The sequence below is a fragment of the Streptomyces sp. NPDC058653 genome, assembly GCF_042716895.1.
Taxonomy (GTDB): Bacteria; Actinomycetota; Actinomycetes; order Streptomycetales; family Streptomycetaceae; genus Streptomyces.
Genome location: NZ_JBHXRM010000042.1, coordinates 24,007 through 44,908, shown reverse-complemented (window position 1 = coordinate 44,908; position 20,902 = coordinate 24,007). Strand labels below are relative to the sequence as shown.

The window sequence follows — 20,902 nt, the reverse complement described above, 5'->3', positions numbered from 1 at the left end:
GGGGAGGCTCCCGGAAGAATGGTGGTCCCGAATGGGGACGCGAAGCACCGAGCCACAAAGACTTCGGGTGCAGACTTGAGGTTAACACTACCGGCTCCAACAAACATTCCCCCTCTCACTCACCGGCAATCCACCGTCACTGAGAACCCAGCGGCAGAACACTCGCCCCCGTACCGTCGAGGCCGAGCCTGTGGGCCGCCCAGCCCTCGCCGGCCAGCTGTACGACCTTGTCGGCCGCGCTGTCCTCGGTCAGCGCGAGGACCGTGGGGCCCGCGCCCGAGATGACCGCGGGGACGCCGTCGGCCCGCAGCCGGTTCACGAGCTCCACGCTCCGCGGCATCGCGGGGGCGCGGTATTCCTGGTGGAGCCGGTCGTCGGTGGCCGCGAGCAGCAGGTCGGAACGCCTGGTCAGGGCCGTCACGAGCAGGGCCGCGCGGCCCGCGTTGAAACTCGCGTCCACATGGGGGACGGAGCGCGGGAGCAGTCCCCGCGCGGTCTCGGTCAGAACGGGTCGGTCGGGCACGAACACCACGGGGACCACCGTGTCGGCGACCTCCATCCGGATGGCCCGGGCCGCTCCTCCGTCGGTCCAGGCGAGCGTGAATCCGCCGAGCAGACAGGCCGCGACATTGTCGGGATGGCCCTCGATCTCGGTGGCGAGCTCCAGCAGCGCCGTGTCGTCGAGTCGCGCGTCGCCGCCTATCGTGACGGCGCGCGCGGCGACGATCCCGGCGCAGATCGCGGCCGACGAGGAGCCCAGGCCGCGGCCGTGCGGGATGCGGTTGGCGCAGACGACCTCCAGACCGCGCGGCTGGCCGCCGAGCAGGTCGAACGCGGTGCGCAGGGACCGTACGAGCAGGTGGTTCTCGTCCCGGGGCAGCGTCTCGGCGCCCTCGCCGGCGATGTCGATGTGCAGCCCGGCGTCGGCGACGCGTACGACCACGTCGTCGTAGAGCCCCAACGACAGGCCGAAGGCGTCGAATCCCGGCCCGAGGTTGGCGCTGGTGGCGGGGACGCGCACCCGTACGGCGGCGGCGCGGAAAGCGGGACCGGCCATCGCTTAGACGACTCTCCTTGTGTGACTGCGAGGAAGGCGGAACGGAGACGAGGCTGCGCGACTGTGGGGTTTCGGCGAGGTACGGAAACACCCGACGGCCACGGGGGCAACAACACCGCGGCATATGCGGCGGGGCGGGTCGGGTACAGCCTATCGAAGGAAGGTTCTGTCGCGACATAGGGCGCACAGGAGGCGCACGATGCGTGTCGCGTGGCTTCCTGTGCGCCTATGCAGGGTCTTGGTGCGCTTTGTGCGGGGATTGGCAGGCCGGCGCGGGGTCCGCGCCGGCGCGTCCTAGGCCAGTCCGAGGCGCTCCGCCGCCGTCACGGCGTCCACCGGCACGGTGACCGGCTGGGGCGCTCCCGCGACCGCCCAGTCCGGGTCCTTGAGCCCGTTCCCGGTGACGGTGCAGACGATCCGCAGGCCCGGATCGACCTTGCCCTCCTCGGCCGCCTTGAGCAGACCGGCGACGGACGCCGCCGACGCGGGCTCCACGAAAACACCCTCCTGCGCGGCCAACAGCCGGTAGGCGCGCAGGATCTGGCGGTCCGTCACCTCGTCGATGAAGCCGCCGGACTCGTCCCTGGCCGCGAGCGCCTGCTGCCAGGACGCGGGGTTGCCGATACGGATCGCGGTGGCCACGGTGTGCGGGTCCTTGACGACCTCGCCGCGCACGATCGGCGCCGAACCGGACGCCTGGAAGCCCCACATGCGCGGGGTACGCGTCGCGGGACCGTCGGCGGCGTACTCCGTGTAGCCCTTCCAGTACGCCGTGATGTTGCCCGCGTTGCCGACGGGGAGCACATGGACGTCGGGGGCGTCGCGGAGCGCGTCCACGATCTCGAAGGCCGCGGTCTTCTGGCCCTCGATACGGGACGGGTTCACCGAATTGACCAGCGCCACCGGGTAGTTGTCGGACAGTCCGCGCGCGAGCGTCAGACAGTCGTCGAAGTTCCCGTCGACCTGGAGGATCTTCGCGCCGTGCACCAGCGCCTGGCCCATCTTGCCGAGCGCGATCTTGCCCTGCGGCACCAGGACCGCGCAGACCATGCCGGCCCGTACCGCGTAGGCGGCGGCCGAGGCCGAGGTGTTGCCGGTGGAGGCGCAGATGACGGCCTGGGCGCCCGCCTCCTTGGCGTGCGTGATGGCCATCGTCATCCCGCGGTCCTTGAAGGACCCGGTCGGGTTGGCGCCCTCGACCTTGAGGTGCACCTCGCAGCCCGTGAGTTCGGAGAGGACCTGGGCGGGGACGAGCGGCGTACCGCCCTCGCGGAGCGTGACCACCGCGGTCGTGTCCGTGACCGGCAGCCGGTCCCGGTACTCCTCGATGATGCCGCGCCACTGGTGGGTGCCCCGCCGGGCACCGCCGGCGGCCGGGCCGCTGTTGTCGTGGGTCGTCATGGGTCCCTTACTCCCCTTCAACACGCATGATGCTGGCGACACCGCGCACGGTGTCGAGCTTGCGCAGCGCCTCGACGGTCCCCGAGAGGGCGGCGTCGGGCGCGCGGTGGGTGACGACGACGAGGGATGCCTCGCCGCCCAGTCCTTCACTGTCCAGCCGGCCCTGCTGGCGCACGGTGTCGATGGAGACGTCGTGCTCGGCGAAGACGGTGGCGACCTGGGCCAGTACACCCGGTTTGTCGGCCACGTCGAGGCTGATGTGGTAGCGCGTCACGACCTCGGCCATCGAGCTGACCGGCAGCCGTGTGTAGGCGGATTCGCCGGGACCCGTCGACTCGCCGAGCCGGTTGCGGCAGACCGCGACGAGGTCGCCGAGGACCGCGGAGGCGGTGGGCGGGCCGCCGGCCCCGGGGCCGTAGAACATCAGCTGTCCGGCCGCCTCGGCCTCCACGAAGACCGCGTTGTAGGCCTCCCGCACGGAGGCGAGCGGGTGGCTGAGCGGGATCATCGCGGGGTGCACGCGGGCGGTGACCGACTTCCCGTCGGCGGAGCGCTCGCAGATGGCGAGGAGCTTGACTGTGCAGCCCATGCGCCGCGCGGAGGCGATGTCGGCGGCGGTGACCTCGGTCAGCCCCTCGCGGTGCACGTCGTCCAGGCGTACGCGGGTGTGGAAGGCGATCCCGGCGAGGATCGCGGCCTTCGCGGCGGCGTCGAAGCCCTCGACGTCGGCGGTCGGGTCGGCCTCCGCGTAACCGAGCGCCGTCGCCTCGTCGAGCGCCTCCGAGTAGCCGGCGCCCGAGGAGTCCATCCGGTCGAGGATGAAGTTCGTGGTGCCGTTGACGATGCCGAGCACCCGGTTCACCTTGTCGCCCGCCAGCGATTCCCGCAGCGGCCGCAGCAGCGGGATGGCGCCGGCGACGGCGGCCTCGTAGTAGAGGTCCCTGCCGTGCTTCTCGGCCGCCGCGAAGAGCGTCGCGCCGTCCTCGGCGAGCAGCGCCTTGTTGGCGGAGACGACGGACGCCCCGTGCTCGAAGGCGGTGGTGATCAGGGTCCTGGCGGGCTCGATGCCGCCGATGACCTCGACGACGACGTCGATGTCGCCCCGTTTGACCAGCGCCGTCGCGTCCGTGGTGATCAGCGCGGGATCTATGCCCTCGCGCACCTTGGAGGGACGGCGGACGGCGACCCCGGCGAGTTCCAGGGGCGCGCCGATCCGCGCGGCCAGATCGTCGGCGTGCGTCGCCATGATGCGCGCCACCTCTGAGCCGACGACCCCACAGCCCAGCAGCGCCACCTTCAGCGGACGCGTACGCATCATGCGACCTCGATTCCCTCTCTCGGCGATGTGGACCAGTCTCACGCACCGGACGGATGTTTCTACCCTCCGTCCGTCATGCGAGACGTCTATCTCAGCTGGATGCCCGGTGGATCGGGCACCCCTCAACCGACGTCCAGACGCAGGAGATCCTCCTCCGTCTCGCGCCGGACGATCACCCGCGCCCCGCCGTCCTTGACCGCGACGACCGGAGGGCGCAGCGCGTGGTTGTAGTTGCTCGCCATGGAGCGGCAGTACGCGCCGGTGGCGGGGACCGCGATCAGATCCCCGGGCGCCAGGTCGGCGGGCAGGAACGCGTCGCGTACGACGATGTCACCGCTCTCGCAGTGCTTGCCGACGACCCGCGAGAGCATCGGCTCGGCGTCGGAGCGCCGGGAGACGAGCGCGACGCTGTAGTCGGCGTCGTACAGCGCGGTGCGGATGTTGTCCGACATGCCGCCGTCGACGCTCACATACGTCCGCAGCCCCTCCAGCGGCTTGATGGTGCCGACCTCGTAGAGCGTGAAGGCCGTCGGGCCGACGATCGCGCGGCCGGGCTCGACCGAGATCCGGGGGGTGCGCAGTCCGGCGGACTCACACTCACGGGTGACGATCGCGGTGAGGGACTTGGCGATCTCGTGCGGCTCGCGCGGGTCGTCCTCGGGGGTGTACGCGATGCCGAGGCCGCCGCCGAGGTCGATCTCGGGGAGTTCGACGCCGTGCTCGTCGCGGATCTCGGCCAGCAGCCCGACGACCCGGCGCGCCGAGACCTCGAAGCCCGCCATGTCGAAGATCTGCGAGCCGATGTGCGAGTGGATGCCGATGAGTTCGATGCCGTCGAGCTTCAGCGCCCGGCGGACCGCCTCGGCGGCCTGTCCGTCGGCCAGCGCGATGCCGAACTTCTGGTCCTCGTGGGCGGTGGCGATGAACTCGTGGGTGTGCGCCTCGACCCCGACCGTGACCCGGATCTGTACCGGCTGGACCCGGCCCAGGTTCTGCGCGATGTGCGCGACGCGCACCATCTCCTGGAACGAGTCGAGGACGATGCGCCCGACGCCCGCGGAGACGGCGCGCTCGATCTCGTACACGGACTTGTTGTTGCCGTGCAGCGCGATGCGCTCGGGGGGCATGCCGGCGTCGAGGGCCGTGGCCAGTTCGCCGCCGGAGCAGACGTCGAGGTTGAGCCCCTCCTCCTTGAGCCACTGGACGACGGCGCGGGAGAGGAAGGCCTTGCCCGCGTAGAAGACGTCGGCGTCCTTGCCGAAGGCGTCGGTCCAGGCGCGGCAGCGGGCCCGGAAGTCGGCCTCGTCGAGGAAGTAGGCGGGGGTGCCGAACTCCTCGGCGAGCCGGGTCACCGGCAGCCCGGCGACGGTGGCGACACCGTCCTCGTCGCGGCCGACCGTGCGCGACCAGATCTTCTCGTCGAGCGTGTTGAGGTCGGCGGGCGGCGGGGAGTAGTGGCCCTCGGTGTGCACGTCGCCGTAGCGGGGGCCTGCGGGGTGGGCGGAACGGCTCATCGTCTTATTGCTCTCTTTGTTACGTCGGATGCGTCCGACTCGGGGGACGGCATCAGAGGTGTTCGGGCGCGTCGACGCCGAGGAGGGTGAGGCCGCCGGCCAGCACCGTCCCGGCGGCTTCGGCGAGTGCGAGCCGGGACCGGTGGGCGGCCGAGGGTTTCTCGTCGCCGGCGGGCAGCGGGCGGTGGCTCTCCTGGAAGTGCAGGAACGCCTCCGCGGTGCGTTCGAGATGGCGGGCGACCCGGTCGGGGGCGCGCAGACGGGCGGCGGCGGCGAGTACGCCGGGGTGGTCGCCGATGCGGTCGAGAAGTGCGTGGGCTTCCGGTTCGACGGTCCCCGCCCGGCCGGCGTCGCCCGGGATGCCGAGGCGGGCGGCGTTACGGGCGAGGGCGCGGGTGCGGGCGTGGGCGTAGCGCACCGTGAACAGCGGGTTGCTCTCGTGCTGGACGAGGAGGTCGTCGCCGGTCAGGGGCCGGTCGTGGGCGGCGGGTCGCAGCAGGCCCCAGCGGGCGGCGTCGGGCCCGAGGCGGGCGAAGAGGCCGGCCGCGAGGGCGGCGGGCACGGGCCGTACGGGCAGCCGCTCGGCGACGTCGGCGCCAGAGTCGGTGCCCGCGCCGACGCGCGCCTCGGCGCCCTGCGTACGCAGCAGCCGCAGGACGGTCCCGGTCACGACGGCGGCGCGCAGTTCACCCGCGGGGGCGAGGACCACGGTGGTGCCGGCGAGGGTGTCCCCGTGCCCGTAACGCGTACCGGCGTCGAGGACGGCGCGCACGAGCGCCTCGTGGCTGCCGGGAGCGAGGGTGAAGTTCAGGAAGCCAGGCCCGGTGACGTCGACGCGGGAGAGGTCCGGCGCGCAGCGCAGGATCTCGGTACGGAGGATCTCCGCGACGTCGCGGGGGCTGCGCCGGGCGGGCCCCGCGAGCCGGAGCGCCACCGAGGTGGCGTAGTCGCCGCTGCCTCCCGGTCCGGGGCGTCCGACCTGCACGCTCTCCGGTACGGGCCCGGCCAGTACGCCCTCGTCGACCGCGCGGCGCACGGCGTGCAGCACGGTTCGGGAGAGGTCGGCGGGGGTCACGGGACAAGCGTATGGGAGGAGGGGGGCGTCTTCGCGAACCGGTTTCGCGATACGGGCGGCTCCCCCGGGCCCACGGGGCCGGGCGGTGCCGCTCCGGGCCGTGCGCGTCAGCCGCGGGCGCTTCGGGGCGTGCTCCCCGCACGCCCGACTTCATGCCTGCCGTCCAGGGACGGCGGGCCCTCCCGGCGCATCAGCTGGCGGACGACCCTGACGAGCTCGGCGGGCTCGAACGGCTTGGCGAGGAAGGCGTCCACACCCGCCGCGATCCCGGTCTCCACCTCGTACCGCGTACAGGCGCTGATGATCGCGACGGGCAGGTGCGAGGTCCCCGGGTCGTCGCGGAGGCGGGCGGCGGTGCTGATCCCGTCGAGGCGCGGCATGACGACGTCGAGGGTGATCACATCGGGCCTGACCCGGTGGACGACGTCCAGACACTCGGCACCATCGGCCGCGGTCACGACCTCGAAGCCCTCCAGCTCCAGGTTGACCCTGATCAACTGCCGGATGACCCTGTTGTCGTCGACAACAAGCACACGGCCTGACACGCCTGACACAACTTGAGAGTAGGTCCGCCTCCCGGGCCGCGTCCGGGTTTTCCCCACTTCTCCCCTCGCCCGGGGGACGCGCCGGGCGGGCGCGGCCGGCGGCGGAGCGGCTCGCACCGCGCCAAATACCTGTTCACGACGACCCCATGAGGGCTGGTAGGGTTTCACCTGTCGCCAAGGTCAACGGCGACACGCCCCCGTAGCTCAGGGGATAGAGCATCGGCCTCCGGAGCCGGGTGCGCAGGTTCGAATCCTGCCGGGGGCACCGTGATTGGGTGCCGGAAAGACCCTCTGATCAGGCAGCACGCCGGATCGGAGGGTCTCTTTTCTCTGTCCGGGGTCTTTCGGGCGGCGCGCCGTGCCGCGCGTGGCCGCTGCCGGCGGCCGGCCCTTCCGGGGTCGCTCCCCGTCGTGCCGGTCATGTTCACGCGGACGGTCGGTGGACTCCCGGCCGACGCGCCTCCGCCGGGACCGTTCCGCTCACGCGAGGCTCCTCCTCGATCGCGCGACGCTCCTCCGCCGGAGGGCCGGCCTCCCGAGGAGCGACCGTCCCGAGGGGCCGCTTCTCCGAGAGGTGACTTTCCCGGGCGCGGCGGTACGCGGACCGACGGTCTTCGACCTCCGACGCGGTGTCGTCGCGCGGTGCGACGGCTCCCCGACGTACCGGAGTCGGACCCGCGAATCCCGACCCGAACGCCCGATGTTGTCGCACTTTCCGCCCGGTTGGGGCTTTGGGCGGACTCCTCAAACTCGGCCAGATGTAACGTGACTTACGTCACTCCACACTTTGCGCCAATTCACGCTCAGGTCCACCACGGCTTCTCCACGTGATCTCCTCGTGGATGAACGCTCCCCGGAGCCCCGCGCACGGGTTCGCGTCCCGCCGTGGCCGGTTGCGGACAGACCTTCCGGGCCAGTGGAAACACCGATTCCGGAGGCTCTCCATTCCCTCCCGCCGGGGCCCCCGAGTCGACCGGCTCTACCCCGCGAGGCCCCCGCGCGCGACCCCAACTCGCCCCGCCCGCACGGCACATGACTGCTGCGGCTTGTCCCCCGGCGACCGAAATGCCGCCCCGTGGTGGCCTGTTGAAGCCCCTGTGATCTTTCCCCTTTCGCAATGACGTTCAGGAAGTCGGCGCTTCCGTCAAGTCGCCACGCCGGAGGGGGAGAAGGGACATTCCGGTGGCTGCCGCGCAGGAGGGCGCCGGACGCCGGTGGGCTGCGGCTGGGGGTTCGGGGTTGAAACGATTCGATCATTCCGCTTAGCCGTCGACGGTCGGCTCGTGCGCTGTTTTCCGGCCGAGTTGGACCGTTCGTGGCCGCTTGGACGCCGTCATTTTTCGAGCATGTACGCGTCCGTAACGGGGTGCTACGGCATAGGATCAAGCCGCACCCCGGAAGCCTCGCCAGTCCCTTCCGTAACGTTGCACACGATCTACTCGCGATCCCCACCGACACCCCCCAACCCGTTAATAGGTATCTGCGTGTCACCGATACTCAGCACCGGTTCCGGCGATGGAGCCGCGCAGTGAAAATCAATCGTCGCCTTGTCCTGCTGGTCACCGTGCCTCTCGTAGTGGCCGTCACCTTCGCGGTGCTGGCCCTCACCCCCGCGACCCAGCAAGCGCTCCAGGCCAACCGCCTCACCTCCATGGTGGATGTCGCCTCGTCCGTAAGCGAGTTGACACACCATCTGCAGCGTGAGCGGGCCGCCGCGACCGCACTGGTCTCCACTCAAGGAGATACGGACGCTTTCCGTGAAAGTTCCAACGCGACGGACAAGAGTGTCGCCACATTCCGGTCTCAGCTCGGAAGCCTGTCGTCCGTACCGGGCAACGCGCAGGGCGCTCTGGACCGTATCGACCAATTCATCGATGAATTGCCCTCCCTGCGCGCCCAGGTGCGCTCGGGGGGAAGTACCGTCACCGCGCTGACCTTCGGCTACCGGATCGTGATCGCCGACCTCATCGACTACCGCGACGGAATCGCGCAGGCCGACGGCGTGGACTCCGACGTCGCCGACCGGATCCGTGCCGCCGCCGCGCTGTCGCGGGCCTCGGAGCACATCGGCCAGCAGCAGGTCGCGGTGATGAGGGCGCAGGCCACCGGCGGGTTCACCGAGGCGTCCAAGCGGACCTTCGACGCCACTCGTCTCGGTTACACCGAGGCGACCGGGGTGCTGTTCGACCTGGGCCCGCAGGAGTGGAGGACCTGGCTGGAGCGCACTCTCTCGGGCCCGAAGGCCCTGGAGGCGCGCCGACTCGAGGACGAGGTCAGCCGCACCGCGCCGGACCAGGAACTCACCGTGGAGGCCAAGGAGTGGCAGGAGGCGTCGGCCGCCCGGCTGACGCTGCTGCGCTCGGTCGAGAGCCGTATCGACGACTCCGTGCTCAACACGGTGACCGAGACACGCACCACGCTCGCCTGGCTGGCCGGCGGCGAGGTGACGCTGGTGCTGCTCACGCTCATCAGCGCCGTCGTCGTCGCCATCCGGCTCGGCCGCGTGATGATCCGCCGGCTGCGGGATCTGCGCAACGCCGCCCACGAGGTGGCCACCACGGGTCTGCCGCAGATCATGACGGAGCTGTCCCAGCCCGGGGCGCTCAGCGGTGCCACGCCCGAGCAGGTCGCCGAACGGTCGGGCAACCCGGTGAAGACCACCGGTCTCGACGAGATCGGCGAAGTGGGTGAGGCGTTCAACGCCGTTCACCACGAGGCCGTCCGACTGGCCGCCCAACAGGCGCACATCCACGAGCAGTTCGCCGAGACGCTGGTCGGTGTCGCCCGCAGGGGCGCCCAGTTGACCACCGTCATGGTGTCCGAGCTCGACGCGGTGCAGCGCGACGAGGCCGACCCCGAGCGGATGAAGATCCTGTTCGCGCTCGACCACCTCGCGATCCGCATGGAGCGCAACACCAACAACCTGCTGGTGCTGGGCGGTTACGGCCACGGCCGGGTGCGGTCGGCGGACATCTCCTGCTCGACGGTGATCGTGGCCGCCGCGCAGCAGATCGAACGCTTCGACCGGGTCAGCCTCGGTGTCATCGAGTCCGGCATCGGCATCGCCGCGCGTGTGGTCCACGACGTGGCGCACATCCTGGCCGAACTCCTCGACAACGCCACCCGCTTCTCGCCCCCGGACAAGCAGGTCGGGGTCGCGGTGTGGCGGCTCTGGGACCGGGCGGTCGTCCAGATCGTCGACGAGGGCGTGGGCATCACCGCGGAGCGGCGCGCCAACCTCAACAAGGGTCTGCTGGAGCCCAAGTCCGGTATCGGTGACGTGCGTTCCATGGGTCTGCACGTGGTGGCGCGGCTCGCCGCCCGGCACGGCATCGTCGTCGAACTGCGCGACTCGTCCGGTCCGGGCACCATCGCCGAGGTCACCCTGCCGGCCAATGTGCTCGCCCCGGCTCCGAAGGAGTCGGCGCCGCCGGCGCAGGGCACACCCGGGGAGCGTCCCGGTGTGCAGTACGAGACACCGCGCACGATCACCGCGCCCGGACAGCTCGGCCGCCGGCAGGCGGTCGGCGCGGGCGACTACAGCCGGGCCGGAGCCGGCGCGGCCGGCGGCAACGGGTCCAAGCGACCCGCCGGGCCTCCCGACTCACGGACGGCGGGCGGTTCGCGCGGCGACGCCAAGGGCAGCCCCCAGGGCGACGAGCGCGAGCGCGCCAACAAGCCGTCCCAGCACCCCGTCCACGCCGAGCCGGTCTCCCGGATCGCCGGGGTCAGTTCCTCAGGTCTGCCACTGCGGCAGCGCAACACTCCGCAGCAGTGGCCCAAGCTGGGCAAGCGCGACGGCGCCGACCAGCGATCCGGCGCGGCACCCAAGCCACCCCGCCGCCGGGACTCCCGACAAGTCTCTGACGTCCTTGCGGCCTACGCACAGGGGATCAACAGGAGCACGAGCCATCGCGGGCGCTCCGCCACTGACGACGACACCCAACGGAGCAAAAAATGACGACCTCACCCACCGACCTGAGCTGGATCCTGAGCGGCTTCGCCGGACGTATCCCGGAGGTCACCCAGGCGATAGCCGTGTCCGTGGACGGACTCGCACTGGCCTACACGGGGGTGGAGCGGGACGACGCCGACCGGCTGGCCGCCATCGCATCGGGTGTCGTCAACCTGCTCTCCGCCGCTGCCCAGTTGACCAACACCGACCCCGTCGAGCACAGCCTGACCGCCATGGAGGGCGGTTACATGTTCTCGATGGCCGTATCGAGCGGCGCTTCCCTGCTGGTGACGACCACCAGGGACGCGGACATCGGCGAGGTCAGTTACATGATGTCCGAACTGATCAACCAGGTCGGCGATTCCCTGACTCCCCAGGTACGCGGCGACGCGAACGTCCAGCCCTCGCGCTGACGTCCGGGTCGTCCTAGCCCCACCGTCCGGTTCCTTGCCGTACGTGTTCCTCCGCACGTCCGTCCGTTTTTTCATTCCTCCCGATGAGAGCCCTCAATGTTCTTCGACATTTCGATACCGCGAGGCCGCCGCAGAGTCCGGCCGGTCGGCGCAGCCGCCCTCGCCCTCGGTCTGGCAGCCGTGACCGGGTGCAGCAGCGACAGCGGCGCCGGCGACGACACCGTGAAGATCGGCCTGGTCGCCTCGCTGTCAGGCACCTACGAGGCGGTCGGCACGGAGCTGCGCAAGGGCTTCGAGCTGTACCTGGCCACCCATGACAACAAGCTGGGCGGCCGGAAGGCCGAGCTGGTCGTGGCCGACGAGGGCGACGGTCCGCCCACCGCGGTCCCCGCCGCCACCAAACTGATCAAGAAGGACAAGGTCGACGCGCTGACCGGTCTCGTCGGCGGTGGTTCGGTCAACGCGGTGCTGCCGCTGATCAACCAGGCCAAGATCCCGCTGCTCGGCTCGAACGCCCGCCCGCCGGTCAAGGACATGAAGTACGTCTGGACGACGAGCTTCCTCTCCGACGAGCCGGGCAAGGCCATCGCCCCGTACATCAAGGAGAAGGTGGACGGCCCGGTCTACGCGATCGGCCCCGACTACCAGGGTGGCTACGACGAACTGCGCGGCTTCACCGAGGAGTTCAAGAGGGTCGGCGGCAAGCTCGCGAACCCGGACGGCGAGACCAAGTGGACGCCGTTCCCGAAGACCACCAACTTCCTGCCGTACTTCTCGGAGATCGCGAAGACGGACGCGAAGGCGGTGTACTGCTTCTACGCCGGTAAGGCGGCGATCGACTTCGCCAAGCAGTACGCGCAGTCCGACGTCGCCGATCTGCCGCTGTACACGGCCTTCGTCACCGAGGGCAGTGTCCTCCAGGCGCAGGGCGACGCGGCGAAGGACGTCTACTCCGTCCTGAACTACGCGGCCGACCTGGACAACGAGGCCAACCGTAAGTTCGCCGCCGACTGGACCGCCAAGCACGACACCCAGCCGACGACCTTCGCGATGGCCTCGTACGACGCGGCCGCCGTGCTGGACCTGGCGATCGCGGACGCCGCCGACAAGGGCGAGGTGACGCCGGAGACCATCAACAAGGCCATCGGCGGTCTCGGCCAGATCGACAGCCCGCGCGGTGCCTGGGAGTTCGGCGACAAGGCGCACTCCCCGGTGCAGCAGTGGTACCTGCGCCAGGTGCGCAAGGACGGTGACCAGCTGTCCAACGTCATGGTCCAGGACCTGGCGACACTCGGCAGCTGAGAATGAATCTCCTTGATGCCCACTTTGTGCCGGCGGTGGACGGGGTGGCCTACGGGCTGCTGCTGTTCGTCGTCGCCGCCGGCCTGAGTCTCGCCTTCGGCACCGCGGGCGTACTGAACCTTTCGCACGGCACGCTGTACGCGATCGGTGCCTACACCGGTGCCGAGTTGAGCGACGGGACCTGGGGCGGTCTCGCGATCGGACTCGCGGCCGGAACGGCCGCGGCCGCGGCCGCGGGCGCCGGTCTGTCCGCGGCAACGATCCCCCTGGCCCGTCGTGGGCATCTCGCGCAAGCACTGCTGACGTTCGGACTGGCCCTGATCGGTGGCAATCTGCTCATCGAGTTCTTCGGGGCCGACGAACTACCGGTACGCGTCCCCGAGGCGCTCGACTCCTCGGTGACGCTGCTGGGCCACCGGTACCCCGCGTACCGGCTCTGCTTCATCCTGATGGCCGTACTCCTCGCGGCCTTCGGTACGTGGGTGCTCACCCGGACCCGGGTGGGGGCCGCCGTACGGGCCTCCGCCGACGACCCACAGATGCTCGCCACCACCGGGCACAGCCCGCGCGCGGTGCACACCGGGGTCCTGGCCGCCGCGGGAGCGCTGGCCGGGGCCGCGGGGGTGCTCGGCGCGCCCATCATCGGGCCGGGGGCCGGCACCGCCGACACCGTGCTGATGCTGTCCCTCGTCGTGGTCGTGCTCGGCGGGCTGCGGTCCCTCTGGATGACGCTGCTCGCGGCGATCGCGGTCGGCGAGGTGCAGACGCTCGGTGTCTCCCTGGCACCGGACTGGGCGCCGTACCTGCTGTTCGCGGCCATGGCCGCCGTGCTGATCCTGCGCGCCCAGTTCACCGAGCCGGCGACGGCGGGGGCGCACGGCGGCGAGGACGGCGGCTCGGACCCGGTGGAGTGGCTGCGGCGACGGCTCTCCGCGGGCTTCGGCGGACGCGGGGACGGTGCGGCGAAGGCTGTCGCGCGGAAGCCGGTCCCGGAAGAGGCCGCCGCGGAAAAGGCTGTCGCGGGGAAGACCCCCGCGGGACGGGCTGTCGCGGCGACGCGGGAGCCTCCCCGGTCCGCGAGCGGCGGGCCGTTGGCACGGCTGCTCCGCGGCGGTCCCGACGACGGGTCTCTCGCCGCGCGCGGCCGTCGCGCGGCGCCGCTTCTCGCCCTGCTGGTCCTGCTCGTCGCGCTGCCGACGCTGCTCGACGCCTACACCCTCTCGCTGGCCGGCTCCGCGCTGGCCCTCGGGCTGCTGGCGATCAGCGTCGCCATCCTGACCGGCTACGCGGGGCTGCCGACCCTGGGCCAGACGGCACCGTTCGCCGTCGGCGCCTACACCACCGCGAATCTCGCCGACGCCGGCTGGACGGCGGGGCCGGTCCAGATCGTCTGCGCCGCCCTCACCGCCGCGCTGTTCTCGCTGGTGACGGGGCCCGCGGTGATCCGGGCCCGGGGGACCACGGTCCTGATGATCACGCTCGCCATCGGCGAGCTGGCGGGCGCGGCCATCAACCAGCTCAAGTCCCTCACCGGCGGCGCCGACGGTCTCGTCGGATTTCCGGCCACGCAGGCGCTGTTCGGCGGGGAGGGGATGGTCGAGGAGGACGAGGTGTACAACTACGCGCTCGTCGTCGCGGTCGTCGCCGTCGTCGTGACCGTACTCGTCCTGCGCTCGCCGGCCGGCAAGCTGCTGACCGGCACCCGTAACGCCGAGGCGCGGATGCGCGCGTCCGGTCACCCGGTGGGGCGCTATCTGCTGGTCGCGCACATCGGCGCGGGGGCGCTGGCCGGGATCGGCGGTTCGCTGATGGTGACCGTCCAGCAGTATCTCTCCCCCGCCGACGTCGGCTTCGAGATCGCGGCGTTCGCGCTGCTGGCCGCTGTGATCGGTGGCAGTACGTCCGTGATCGGTGCCATGCTCGGTGCCGGACTCATCGTCTTCACCCGTGACTGGGTGGCCAGTTCATGGCCCGGCCATGGGCCGCTGCTGCTCGGCGCCCTGTTCGTGGCCGCCGTCTATCTGCTGCCGCGCGGTCTGGCCGGGCTGCGCGCCGGGCCCGGCCCGGGCGGGCGGGGCGCGGCGAAGGCCGACCGGCCCCCGTCCGACCACGACAGCGTTCCGGCCGGGAAGGTCGCCCCATGACAGCCACCACCGCACCGTCCGGCGCGGCGTCCACGGCGCCTGTGCTGGACCTGAGGAACCTCACCCGGCGGTACGGGAGTCTCACCGCCGTCGACGACGTCAGCCTCCGGCTGCCGGCCGGAGCGCGGCACGCCGTCATCGGGCCCAACGGTGCCGGCAAGACGACCCTGCTGAACCTCATCGCCGGTACCGACCGCCCCGATCGGGGCACCATCGCGCTGGGCGGCACCGACATCACTCGTACGGCGACCGCCAAGCGAAGCGGTCTCGGTATCGCCCGCAGCTTCCAACAGCCGTCGGTCATCGGCGAGTTGTCGGTGCTGGACAACATCGTGCTGGCGGGCTGGCGGCACCATCCGCTGCGCCGGGGCGCCTGGTGGCGGCCTTCCCGCTACCGGCGGCACGCGGAGTCCGCGATGGGCCATCTGGAGGCCGTCGGGCTCGCCGACGCCGCCGCCCGGCCCGCCGCCGACCTCTCCCACGGCCAGCGCCGCATGCTCGACCTCGCGGCGGCCCTCGCGGGCGACCCGCGACTGCTGCTGCTCGACGAGCCCGCGGCCGGGCTGACCGACGGCGACATCGGCCGTCTGCTCACGATCCTGGGCGGCCTCCCCGAGAGCGTCGCCATCATCCTGGTGGAGCACCACGTCGAGGTCGTCGCCGAACTCGCCCGTACGGTGACGGTGTTGGCGGCAGGCCGGGTCCTGATCACGGGCGAGACCACGGAGGCGCTCGCCCACCCGGAGGTCCGCGACGCGTACCACGCCACCGGGACCGGCCGGACCGACGCCGCGGGTGCGGCCGGTGATACCGGTGGTCCCGGCGACGGTGTCCGCGACACCGCAGAAGCGAGAGGGTGACCGAGCACCGATGCTGGAACTCACCGGTCTGACGGCGGGCTACCACGGCGGCACCGTCCTGCACGAACTCGATCTGACCGTCCCCGCCGGGTCCGTCCACGCCATCGTGGGCCACAACGGCGCGGGGAAGACCACGCTCGTCCACACCGTGGCGGGCTTCATCCGCCCCTCCGCGGGCTCGGTGCGGCTGAACGGCCGGGAGATGACCGGGCAGCCCGCGCACAAGGTGGCGCGGGCCGGGATCGGTCTCGTACCGCAGGGCCGCCGGGTCTTCGCCGGGCTCACCGTCGCGGAGCATCTGCGGCTCTCCTACCGCCCGCCGGGCCGCGGCGACACGACCCGGCCCAGCCGGTGGACCCCGGAGCGTGTGCTGGAGCTGCTGCCCCGGCTGGGCGAGCGCCGGGGCAACCGGGGCACCGACCTGTCCGGCGGCGAGCAGCAGATGCTGGCTCTCGCCCGCGCGCTGCTCGGCTCGCCGAGCGTGCTGCTGCTGGACGAGCCGACGGAGGGGCTCGCGCCCCTGCTGGCCAAGCAGGTCTACGAGTTGGTCGGCACGCTGGCGCAGGAGGGGATCGCCGTACTGCTGGTCTCGCCGAGCCCGACGCAGGCCGCCGAGTGCGCCCGTACGATCACGGTCCTCACCTCGGGACGGATGACGCTGCGGATGGACGGCGCCGACGCCCGCGCCGATCCGACGGCGCTGCACGAGGCGCTGGAGCTGACCCCGGTGCGGTCCGCCGCGCCCTGAGGCATGGGGACCGTCGATGCTCCGCCGACGCCGGGCGGGCCGCGTGTGCGGCCCGCCCGGCGTCTTTCGACGACCGTGTGCGGCTACGGGCGCTTCAGGCTGTGGCCGCCGAAACCGCTGTTGCGGTCGGAGCCGCTGTTCTGCTCGTGCCACCACGTCTCGAAGTCCGCCTTGTCCATCGCGCCCCAGTCCGGGGTCGACTCGACCTGGGCGGTGCCCATCCTGCGGGCCAGCGCGACCATGGCCGTGCCGACGGGGCCACGGCTGATGTCGTACGACTCCAGGACCTCCTTCCAGCTCCCCCCGGCCAGCGCGGCGGCCTCCAGCGCCGTGGCGTCCTGGAGGGCCTTCACGCTGCCGCCGCCGATGTGCGGGCGGGCGACGCTGGCGGCGTCACCGACGAGCAGCATCTGGCCGGAGGTGTAGTGCGGCACCTCCAGGTCGTAGATGGGCTGGATGAAGGTGGTCTCGGCGGGGGTGCGCAGCACCCGGGCCGCCCAGTACGGGGGGAAGTTGTCCGCCACCAGGGCCCTGAGGTGGGCGGTGAGCTCCGAGTTGAGCCGGCCGGGCGGCAGGGAGGTGGGGGTCCTGAGGTCCGGGTGCAGGCCCTCGGACTCCGGCGGGGCGGTGTAGAGGACCCAGTTGAGCCGGTGGCCGCCGACGCCGTCCGGGATGCGGTAGATCATGCAGTGGCCGCCGGGGAAGACCACGTTGTGCGCGTCGTGGCCGTCGGAGGGGAGGTCGGCGACGTCGGCGGAGGTGCCGCGCCAGCCGATGTATCCGGCGTACGTCGCGTTGCGGCCGGGGAACATGGCCTCGCGCACGACGGAGCGGTATCCGTCGGCGCCGACCACGGCGTCGAAACGTTCCTTCTGACCGTCGGCGAGGTGCAGCGTCACTCCGTCGGAATCGGGCTCCACCTCACTGACGAGGGACCCCGAGCGGTAGGTGACGTCTTCGGGCACCCGGCGCCGCAACTCGCTCCACAGGGAACCCCAGTTGTAGGCGCGGAAGGGGAACGGCTGCTCGCCGATGGCCCGTCCGTACTCCGACTCGCCGTCCTGGACCGTCCACACGCGCCGGGTCAGCGGTGCCCACGGCATCTCGGGGGCCACGTAGCCGGCGCTTTCGAGCTCCTTGTAGCGGTCGGCGTGGAGGGCTATCCCCACGCCCCTGTCACGGAGTTCGGCGTCCGCCCGTTCGAAGACGGTGACCCTCTCGGCTCCCCCACGAGACACGGCGAGAGCCGTGGCACACCCCGCTATGCTGCCGCCGACCACGGCGACGTTGCCTCCACGCATACCTGTTCTCCACTCAATTGAAGTTGTTGGTGCTGCTGGTGGTGACACTGGGGTGAAATCCTATTCGAGTGGCGTACGCGCATACGATTGCTGAGGGGCATGGGATTGCGATGCCGGGCCTGTGCCGGGACAGCGGAAGCGCGGACGGAGCCGGGAGCGGCAAAGACGCGCCTCGGAGGCCGAGTGGGGGCCGGGGCGCTGGGCGGTCGTCTTCGAGACCGCGGACGAGGCGCGGTGGCGGACCGAGGTCCGGAGCCGTATCGCCGGACACGAGGTGAAGGACCCCTCGATGTTCCGGCTCGACACGTTCTGCGGCCGGTCGCGGCGGCCGACGACGTACCGGCCGAGTGTCTTCGTCCCCGACCCGCCGGGACGTCGGAAGGCCCCGGGGCGCCAACTGCCCGTGCGGGACCGGCCGGACGGGCCGCTCGGCGACCCGTCCGGAGGTACGACTACGCCTTCTTCTCCAGCAGCCGGGCGTCCGCCCAGTCCCCGTGGTCGGAGTCGATGCCGTCGCCGCCGTCGGTGACGCGCAGCGTCAGCCGCCGTACACCGCTCACGTCGACGTCGAACGCGTGCGCGACGTCCGTCGGTCCCAGCACCGCGCTGCGGGCCAGCACCTCGCCGTCGCCGACGACCTCGAAGACCACCGAGCCCTTGTCCGGCTTCTCCTCGTCGATCCCGGCCCGGGCGGCGAAGCGGTCGTAGGCGCCGTTCAGGTCGACCGTCACCTCGGAATCGGCGTGCACGCCGAGCCCTTTGTCGTACGTGGTGTCGCCCAGGCGCAGCGGGCCGCCGTCGCCCGCGGCGTTCTCGCCGTTGGAGAGGTCGCGTTCGACCGGTCCCCAGCCGTTCCTCTCGGAGACGAACGGCAACGCGCTGACGTACACCGTGCCTTCGGGCGCCACGAGGACGCGCACCGTGCGCTCGATCGTCAGCGGCGGCGCGCCCCGGCGGGCGTCCGGGTCGCGGTAGACCACCGTGACCGGGATCTCGGTCGCCCCGTACGCCGGGTCGTCGGGGACCGTGATCCGCCAGGACGCGGTCAGTCCGGCGCCGTTCGCCAGTTCGTCCGCCGTCGCGCCGGCGCCGTCGACGGACCAGCCCTCGGGGGTACGGGCGCCGAGCGCCACGTCCTCGGCGGGGCCCGCCTCGTCCAGCACGAAGCCCGCCTCGATGTCGACGGTGTCCCCCGGCCGTGCGTCGGTCCTCGCGGGGGTCACGGACAGCGTGCCGACGGGCAGCGCGTCCACCGGCCGGTCGCAGCTGTCCCGGCCGGGCACGGCGCGGCAGAGCTGTGCGGCGAAGCCGCCGTTCGCCGGCACCGGCACGGTGAGCGTGTCCTGACGGTCCATCAGCTGACTCTGCCGGACCAGCCCGTCGGCGCCGTCCCGCACCACGTCGACGCGCCAGGAGCCGGATCCCAGGAACGTCAGCGGCACCCGCTCGGTACCCGCCTCACCCGCCCGGACGGAGCCGACGAACCAACGGTCGCCGTTCCTGCGCGCGAAGGTCGCCGCCTCACCGGGCGCGCCGGCGACGAGCCGGCTCTCGTCCCAGACGGTCGGGACCTGTTCCAGGAAGCGGGCGACCTCGGGGCGGGACCGGTACGCCTCGACGCTGCCCGCGTAGTTCTGGAACCCCGACTCGTACACCACGGAGAGCGCCAGCTCGGCGGCCTCGGTGTTGTTCCGCCGCCCGAACTGGAAGCCCATGGGGGTGAAGTCCATGGAGCCGACCACGTTGCGGGTGTAGGGCAGCGTCGCCATGTCGTCGGCCTGCACGTTGCCCTGCTCGGCGCCGTGCACGCCCTCCATCGTCATGACGTGCGGCCAGGTGCGCTGGATGCCGTGCGGCAGCGTCGAGCCGTGGAAGTTGACCATCAGTTCGCGGTCGGCGGTCTCGCGCAGGATCTCGTCGTACCACCCCATGCGTGCGCGTGAGTCGGAGTCCATGAAGTCGATCTTCAGTCCGGCGGCGCCCCACCTCTTCACCTTGTCGAGCTGCTCGGTGCGCTCCTCGGCGGTGTCGAGATCGGTCCAGTGCATCCACAACAGGACGCCCACGCCGCGCCGTTCGGCGTACTCCATCAGCTGCGGCATCCAGTCGGTGGTGTTCCAGCCGTCGTCCACCAGGGAGTACTCCCAGCCGTGCGCCGCCGCGTAGTCCACGAACCGCTGCTGGGTCTCCAGGCTGCGCTGCGCCGCCCCGAAGCCGGCGAGCCAGGACCAGGCGACGGTCCCCGGCCGGATCCAGGAGGTGTCGGCGACGCGGGAGGGCGGGGCCAGGTCGTCCACGAGCGTGGACCCGGTCACGGTCGCCAGGTCGCCCGCGATCACGGTCCGCCAGGGGGTCGCGAGAGGGCCCTCGGCGGGCAGGGGTACGGAGGGGTCGGCGAGGGCGACGTCGTAGCGGCCGCTGCCCGCCGTGTGGACGAGACGGCTCGCGGGGTAGCGGCCGTCGACGTCCGCCTCGGAGAGCAGGACGTGGTCGTCGCCCACCTGGAAGAGCGCGGGGTAGGCGTACTGCCCGCTCGACGCGCCGCCGGCGGTCGTACCGTCGTACGGCTGCTCGTAGTTGACCGAGTAGCCGCTCAGCCGGGCGGGCGCGTCGTCCGGCAGGACGAAGCCGGACGCCTCGCGGAGCACGGCGCCGTCCGCGTCGCCGGGGAGCACGTAGCGGTACGCGACCCCGTCGTCGGCCGCGCGTACGACCAGGTCGACCCGGGCGCCGTCGGCCCCCTCCAGGGTGAAGCGGGACTCGGCCATGTCGACGGCGCGGCGGCGTTCCTTGCCGACGACGGTGGTGTACCGCTCGGTGATCCGGCGGTCCTCGCGGTCCACCAGGCGCAGCCCGCGCGTCAGGTCGGCGTCCTCGGTGACGATGCCGACGGGTGAGGGGGCGACGAGCGTGGTGCGCCCGTCGCGTACGTCCAGGGTGACGGAGCCGTCGGCGGGGTCGAGCCGTACGGTGGCGGCCGGGCCGCCGCGGGACACCGTCCACGCGGTGCCACCGGGCCGGCCCTCACCGGTGTCGCTCCCGGCCGCCGCCGGGGTGCCCAGACAGAGCACCCCCGCGAGGGCGGTCGCGCACGCGGCACGCCATCGTTCCGGCGGCCGGGGTCTGCTGTTCGTCATCGCTTGTCCCTCTCACTCGGAGCCGGGCCCAACGGGCAAACACGGGGCGCGAGTTGGTGATGACAGGGCTGAGCCTGAAGGGGCGCCCGCGCCCCGGATTGTCCACCGGAATTCCCCGGAACCGCCAGGGTC

The 20,902-nt window shown here is 71.8% G+C and carries 14 protein-coding genes and 1 tRNA gene; 7 read left to right on the top strand and 8 right to left on the bottom strand.

From position 1 onward, the window contains the following. Nucleotides 1-136 precede the first annotated feature (136 nt). From thrB to ACFWU9_RS28795, 6 genes are all read right to left on the bottom strand, one after another. Nucleotides 137-1,057, bottom strand: coding sequence for a homoserine kinase (thrB, locus tag ACFWU9_RS28820; RefSeq protein ID WP_384323504.1), 921 nt, complete (start codon nt 1,055-1,057; stop codon nt 137-139). 294 nt (nt 1,058-1,351) lie between these two features. Then, nucleotides 1,352-2,458 carry a threonine synthase gene (gene thrC / locus ACFWU9_RS28815; RefSeq protein ID WP_384323502.1) on the bottom strand — a complete coding sequence of 369 codons (1,107 nt, stop codon included), beginning with the start codon at nt 2,456-2,458 and terminating at the stop codon, nt 1,352-1,354. A gap of 7 nt (nt 2,459-2,465) precedes the next feature. Further along, the gene (locus tag ACFWU9_RS28810; protein WP_384323500.1) at nt 2,466-3,776 is read right to left on the bottom strand and encodes a homoserine dehydrogenase; all 1,311 of its coding nucleotides are present in this window, start codon (nt 3,774-3,776) and stop codon (nt 2,466-2,468) included. 122 nt (nt 3,777-3,898) lie between these two features. Then, entirely contained in the window at nt 3,899-5,290 is a 1,392-nt protein-coding gene (gene lysA / locus ACFWU9_RS28805; RefSeq protein WP_384323498.1) for a diaminopimelate decarboxylase, read from the bottom strand. A 52-nt stretch (nt 5,291-5,342) separates the two neighbouring features. After that, on the bottom strand, nt 5,343-6,365 hold the full coding sequence (gene nrtL / locus ACFWU9_RS28800; protein ID WP_384323496.1) for an ArgS-related anticodon-binding protein NrtL: 1,023 nt from the start codon (nt 6,363-6,365) through the stop codon (nt 5,343-5,345). A 107-nt stretch (nt 6,366-6,472) separates the two neighbouring features. Beyond that, the gene (locus ACFWU9_RS28795) at nt 6,473-6,910 is read right to left on the bottom strand and encodes a response regulator (protein ID WP_384323560.1); all 438 of its coding nucleotides are present in this window, start codon (nt 6,908-6,910) and stop codon (nt 6,473-6,475) included. Between the two features lie 193 nt (nt 6,911-7,103). Between ACFWU9_RS28795 and ACFWU9_RS28790 the strand changes: the two genes are divergently transcribed. The 7 genes from ACFWU9_RS28790 (at nt 7,104) to ACFWU9_RS28760 (ending at nt 16,332) form a co-directional block, all read left to right on the top strand. Continuing rightward, a tRNA-Arg gene (locus ACFWU9_RS28790) sits at nt 7,104-7,175 on the top strand. A gap of 1,263 nt (nt 7,176-8,438) precedes the next feature. Next, on the top strand, nt 8,439-10,871 hold the full coding sequence (locus ACFWU9_RS28785; RefSeq protein WP_384323494.1) for a nitrate- and nitrite sensing domain-containing protein: 2,433 nt from the start codon (nt 8,439-8,441) through the stop codon (nt 10,869-10,871). Beyond that, on the top strand, nt 10,868-11,278 hold the full coding sequence (locus tag ACFWU9_RS28780) for a roadblock/LC7 domain-containing protein (protein ID WP_189105460.1): 411 nt from the start codon (nt 10,868-10,870) through the stop codon (nt 11,276-11,278). Before ACFWU9_RS28785 ends, ACFWU9_RS28780 begins: the two co-directional genes overlap by 4 nt. A 96-nt stretch (nt 11,279-11,374) precedes the next feature. Beyond that, on the top strand, nt 11,375-12,580 hold the full coding sequence (locus tag ACFWU9_RS28775) for an ABC transporter substrate-binding protein (protein WP_384323492.1): 1,206 nt from the start codon (nt 11,375-11,377) through the stop codon (nt 12,578-12,580). A 2-nt stretch (nt 12,581-12,582) separates the two neighbouring features. After that, a complete protein-coding gene (locus tag ACFWU9_RS28770; protein ID WP_384323490.1) occupies nt 12,583-14,724 on the top strand; it encodes a branched-chain amino acid ABC transporter permease in 2,142 nt (713 codons plus the stop codon). Next, the gene (locus ACFWU9_RS28765; RefSeq protein WP_384323488.1) at nt 14,721-15,584 is read left to right on the top strand and encodes an ABC transporter ATP-binding protein; all 864 of its coding nucleotides are present in this window, start codon (nt 14,721-14,723) and stop codon (nt 15,582-15,584) included. The genes ACFWU9_RS28770 and ACFWU9_RS28765 overlap by 4 nt, the downstream gene beginning before the upstream one ends. Nucleotides 15,585-15,594: 10 nt before the next feature. Next, a complete protein-coding gene (locus tag ACFWU9_RS28760) occupies nt 15,595-16,332 on the top strand; it encodes an ABC transporter ATP-binding protein (RefSeq protein WP_384323486.1) in 738 nt (245 codons plus the stop codon). An 83-nt stretch (nt 16,333-16,415) separates the two neighbouring features. Here ACFWU9_RS28760 and ACFWU9_RS28755 read toward each other — a convergent pair whose 3' ends face one another. Together ACFWU9_RS28755 and ACFWU9_RS28750 are read right to left on the bottom strand one after the other, a co-directional pair. Beyond that, complete coding sequence (locus tag ACFWU9_RS28755; protein ID WP_384323484.1) at nt 16,416-17,633, bottom strand: FAD-dependent monooxygenase; 1,218 nt, start codon at nt 17,631-17,633, stop codon at nt 16,416-16,418. Between the two features lie 452 nt (nt 17,634-18,085). Next, entirely contained in the window at nt 18,086-20,770 is a 2,685-nt protein-coding gene (locus ACFWU9_RS28750) for a glycoside hydrolase family 97 catalytic domain-containing protein (protein WP_384323482.1), read from the bottom strand. Between the last annotated feature and the right edge of the window lie 132 nt (nt 20,771-20,902).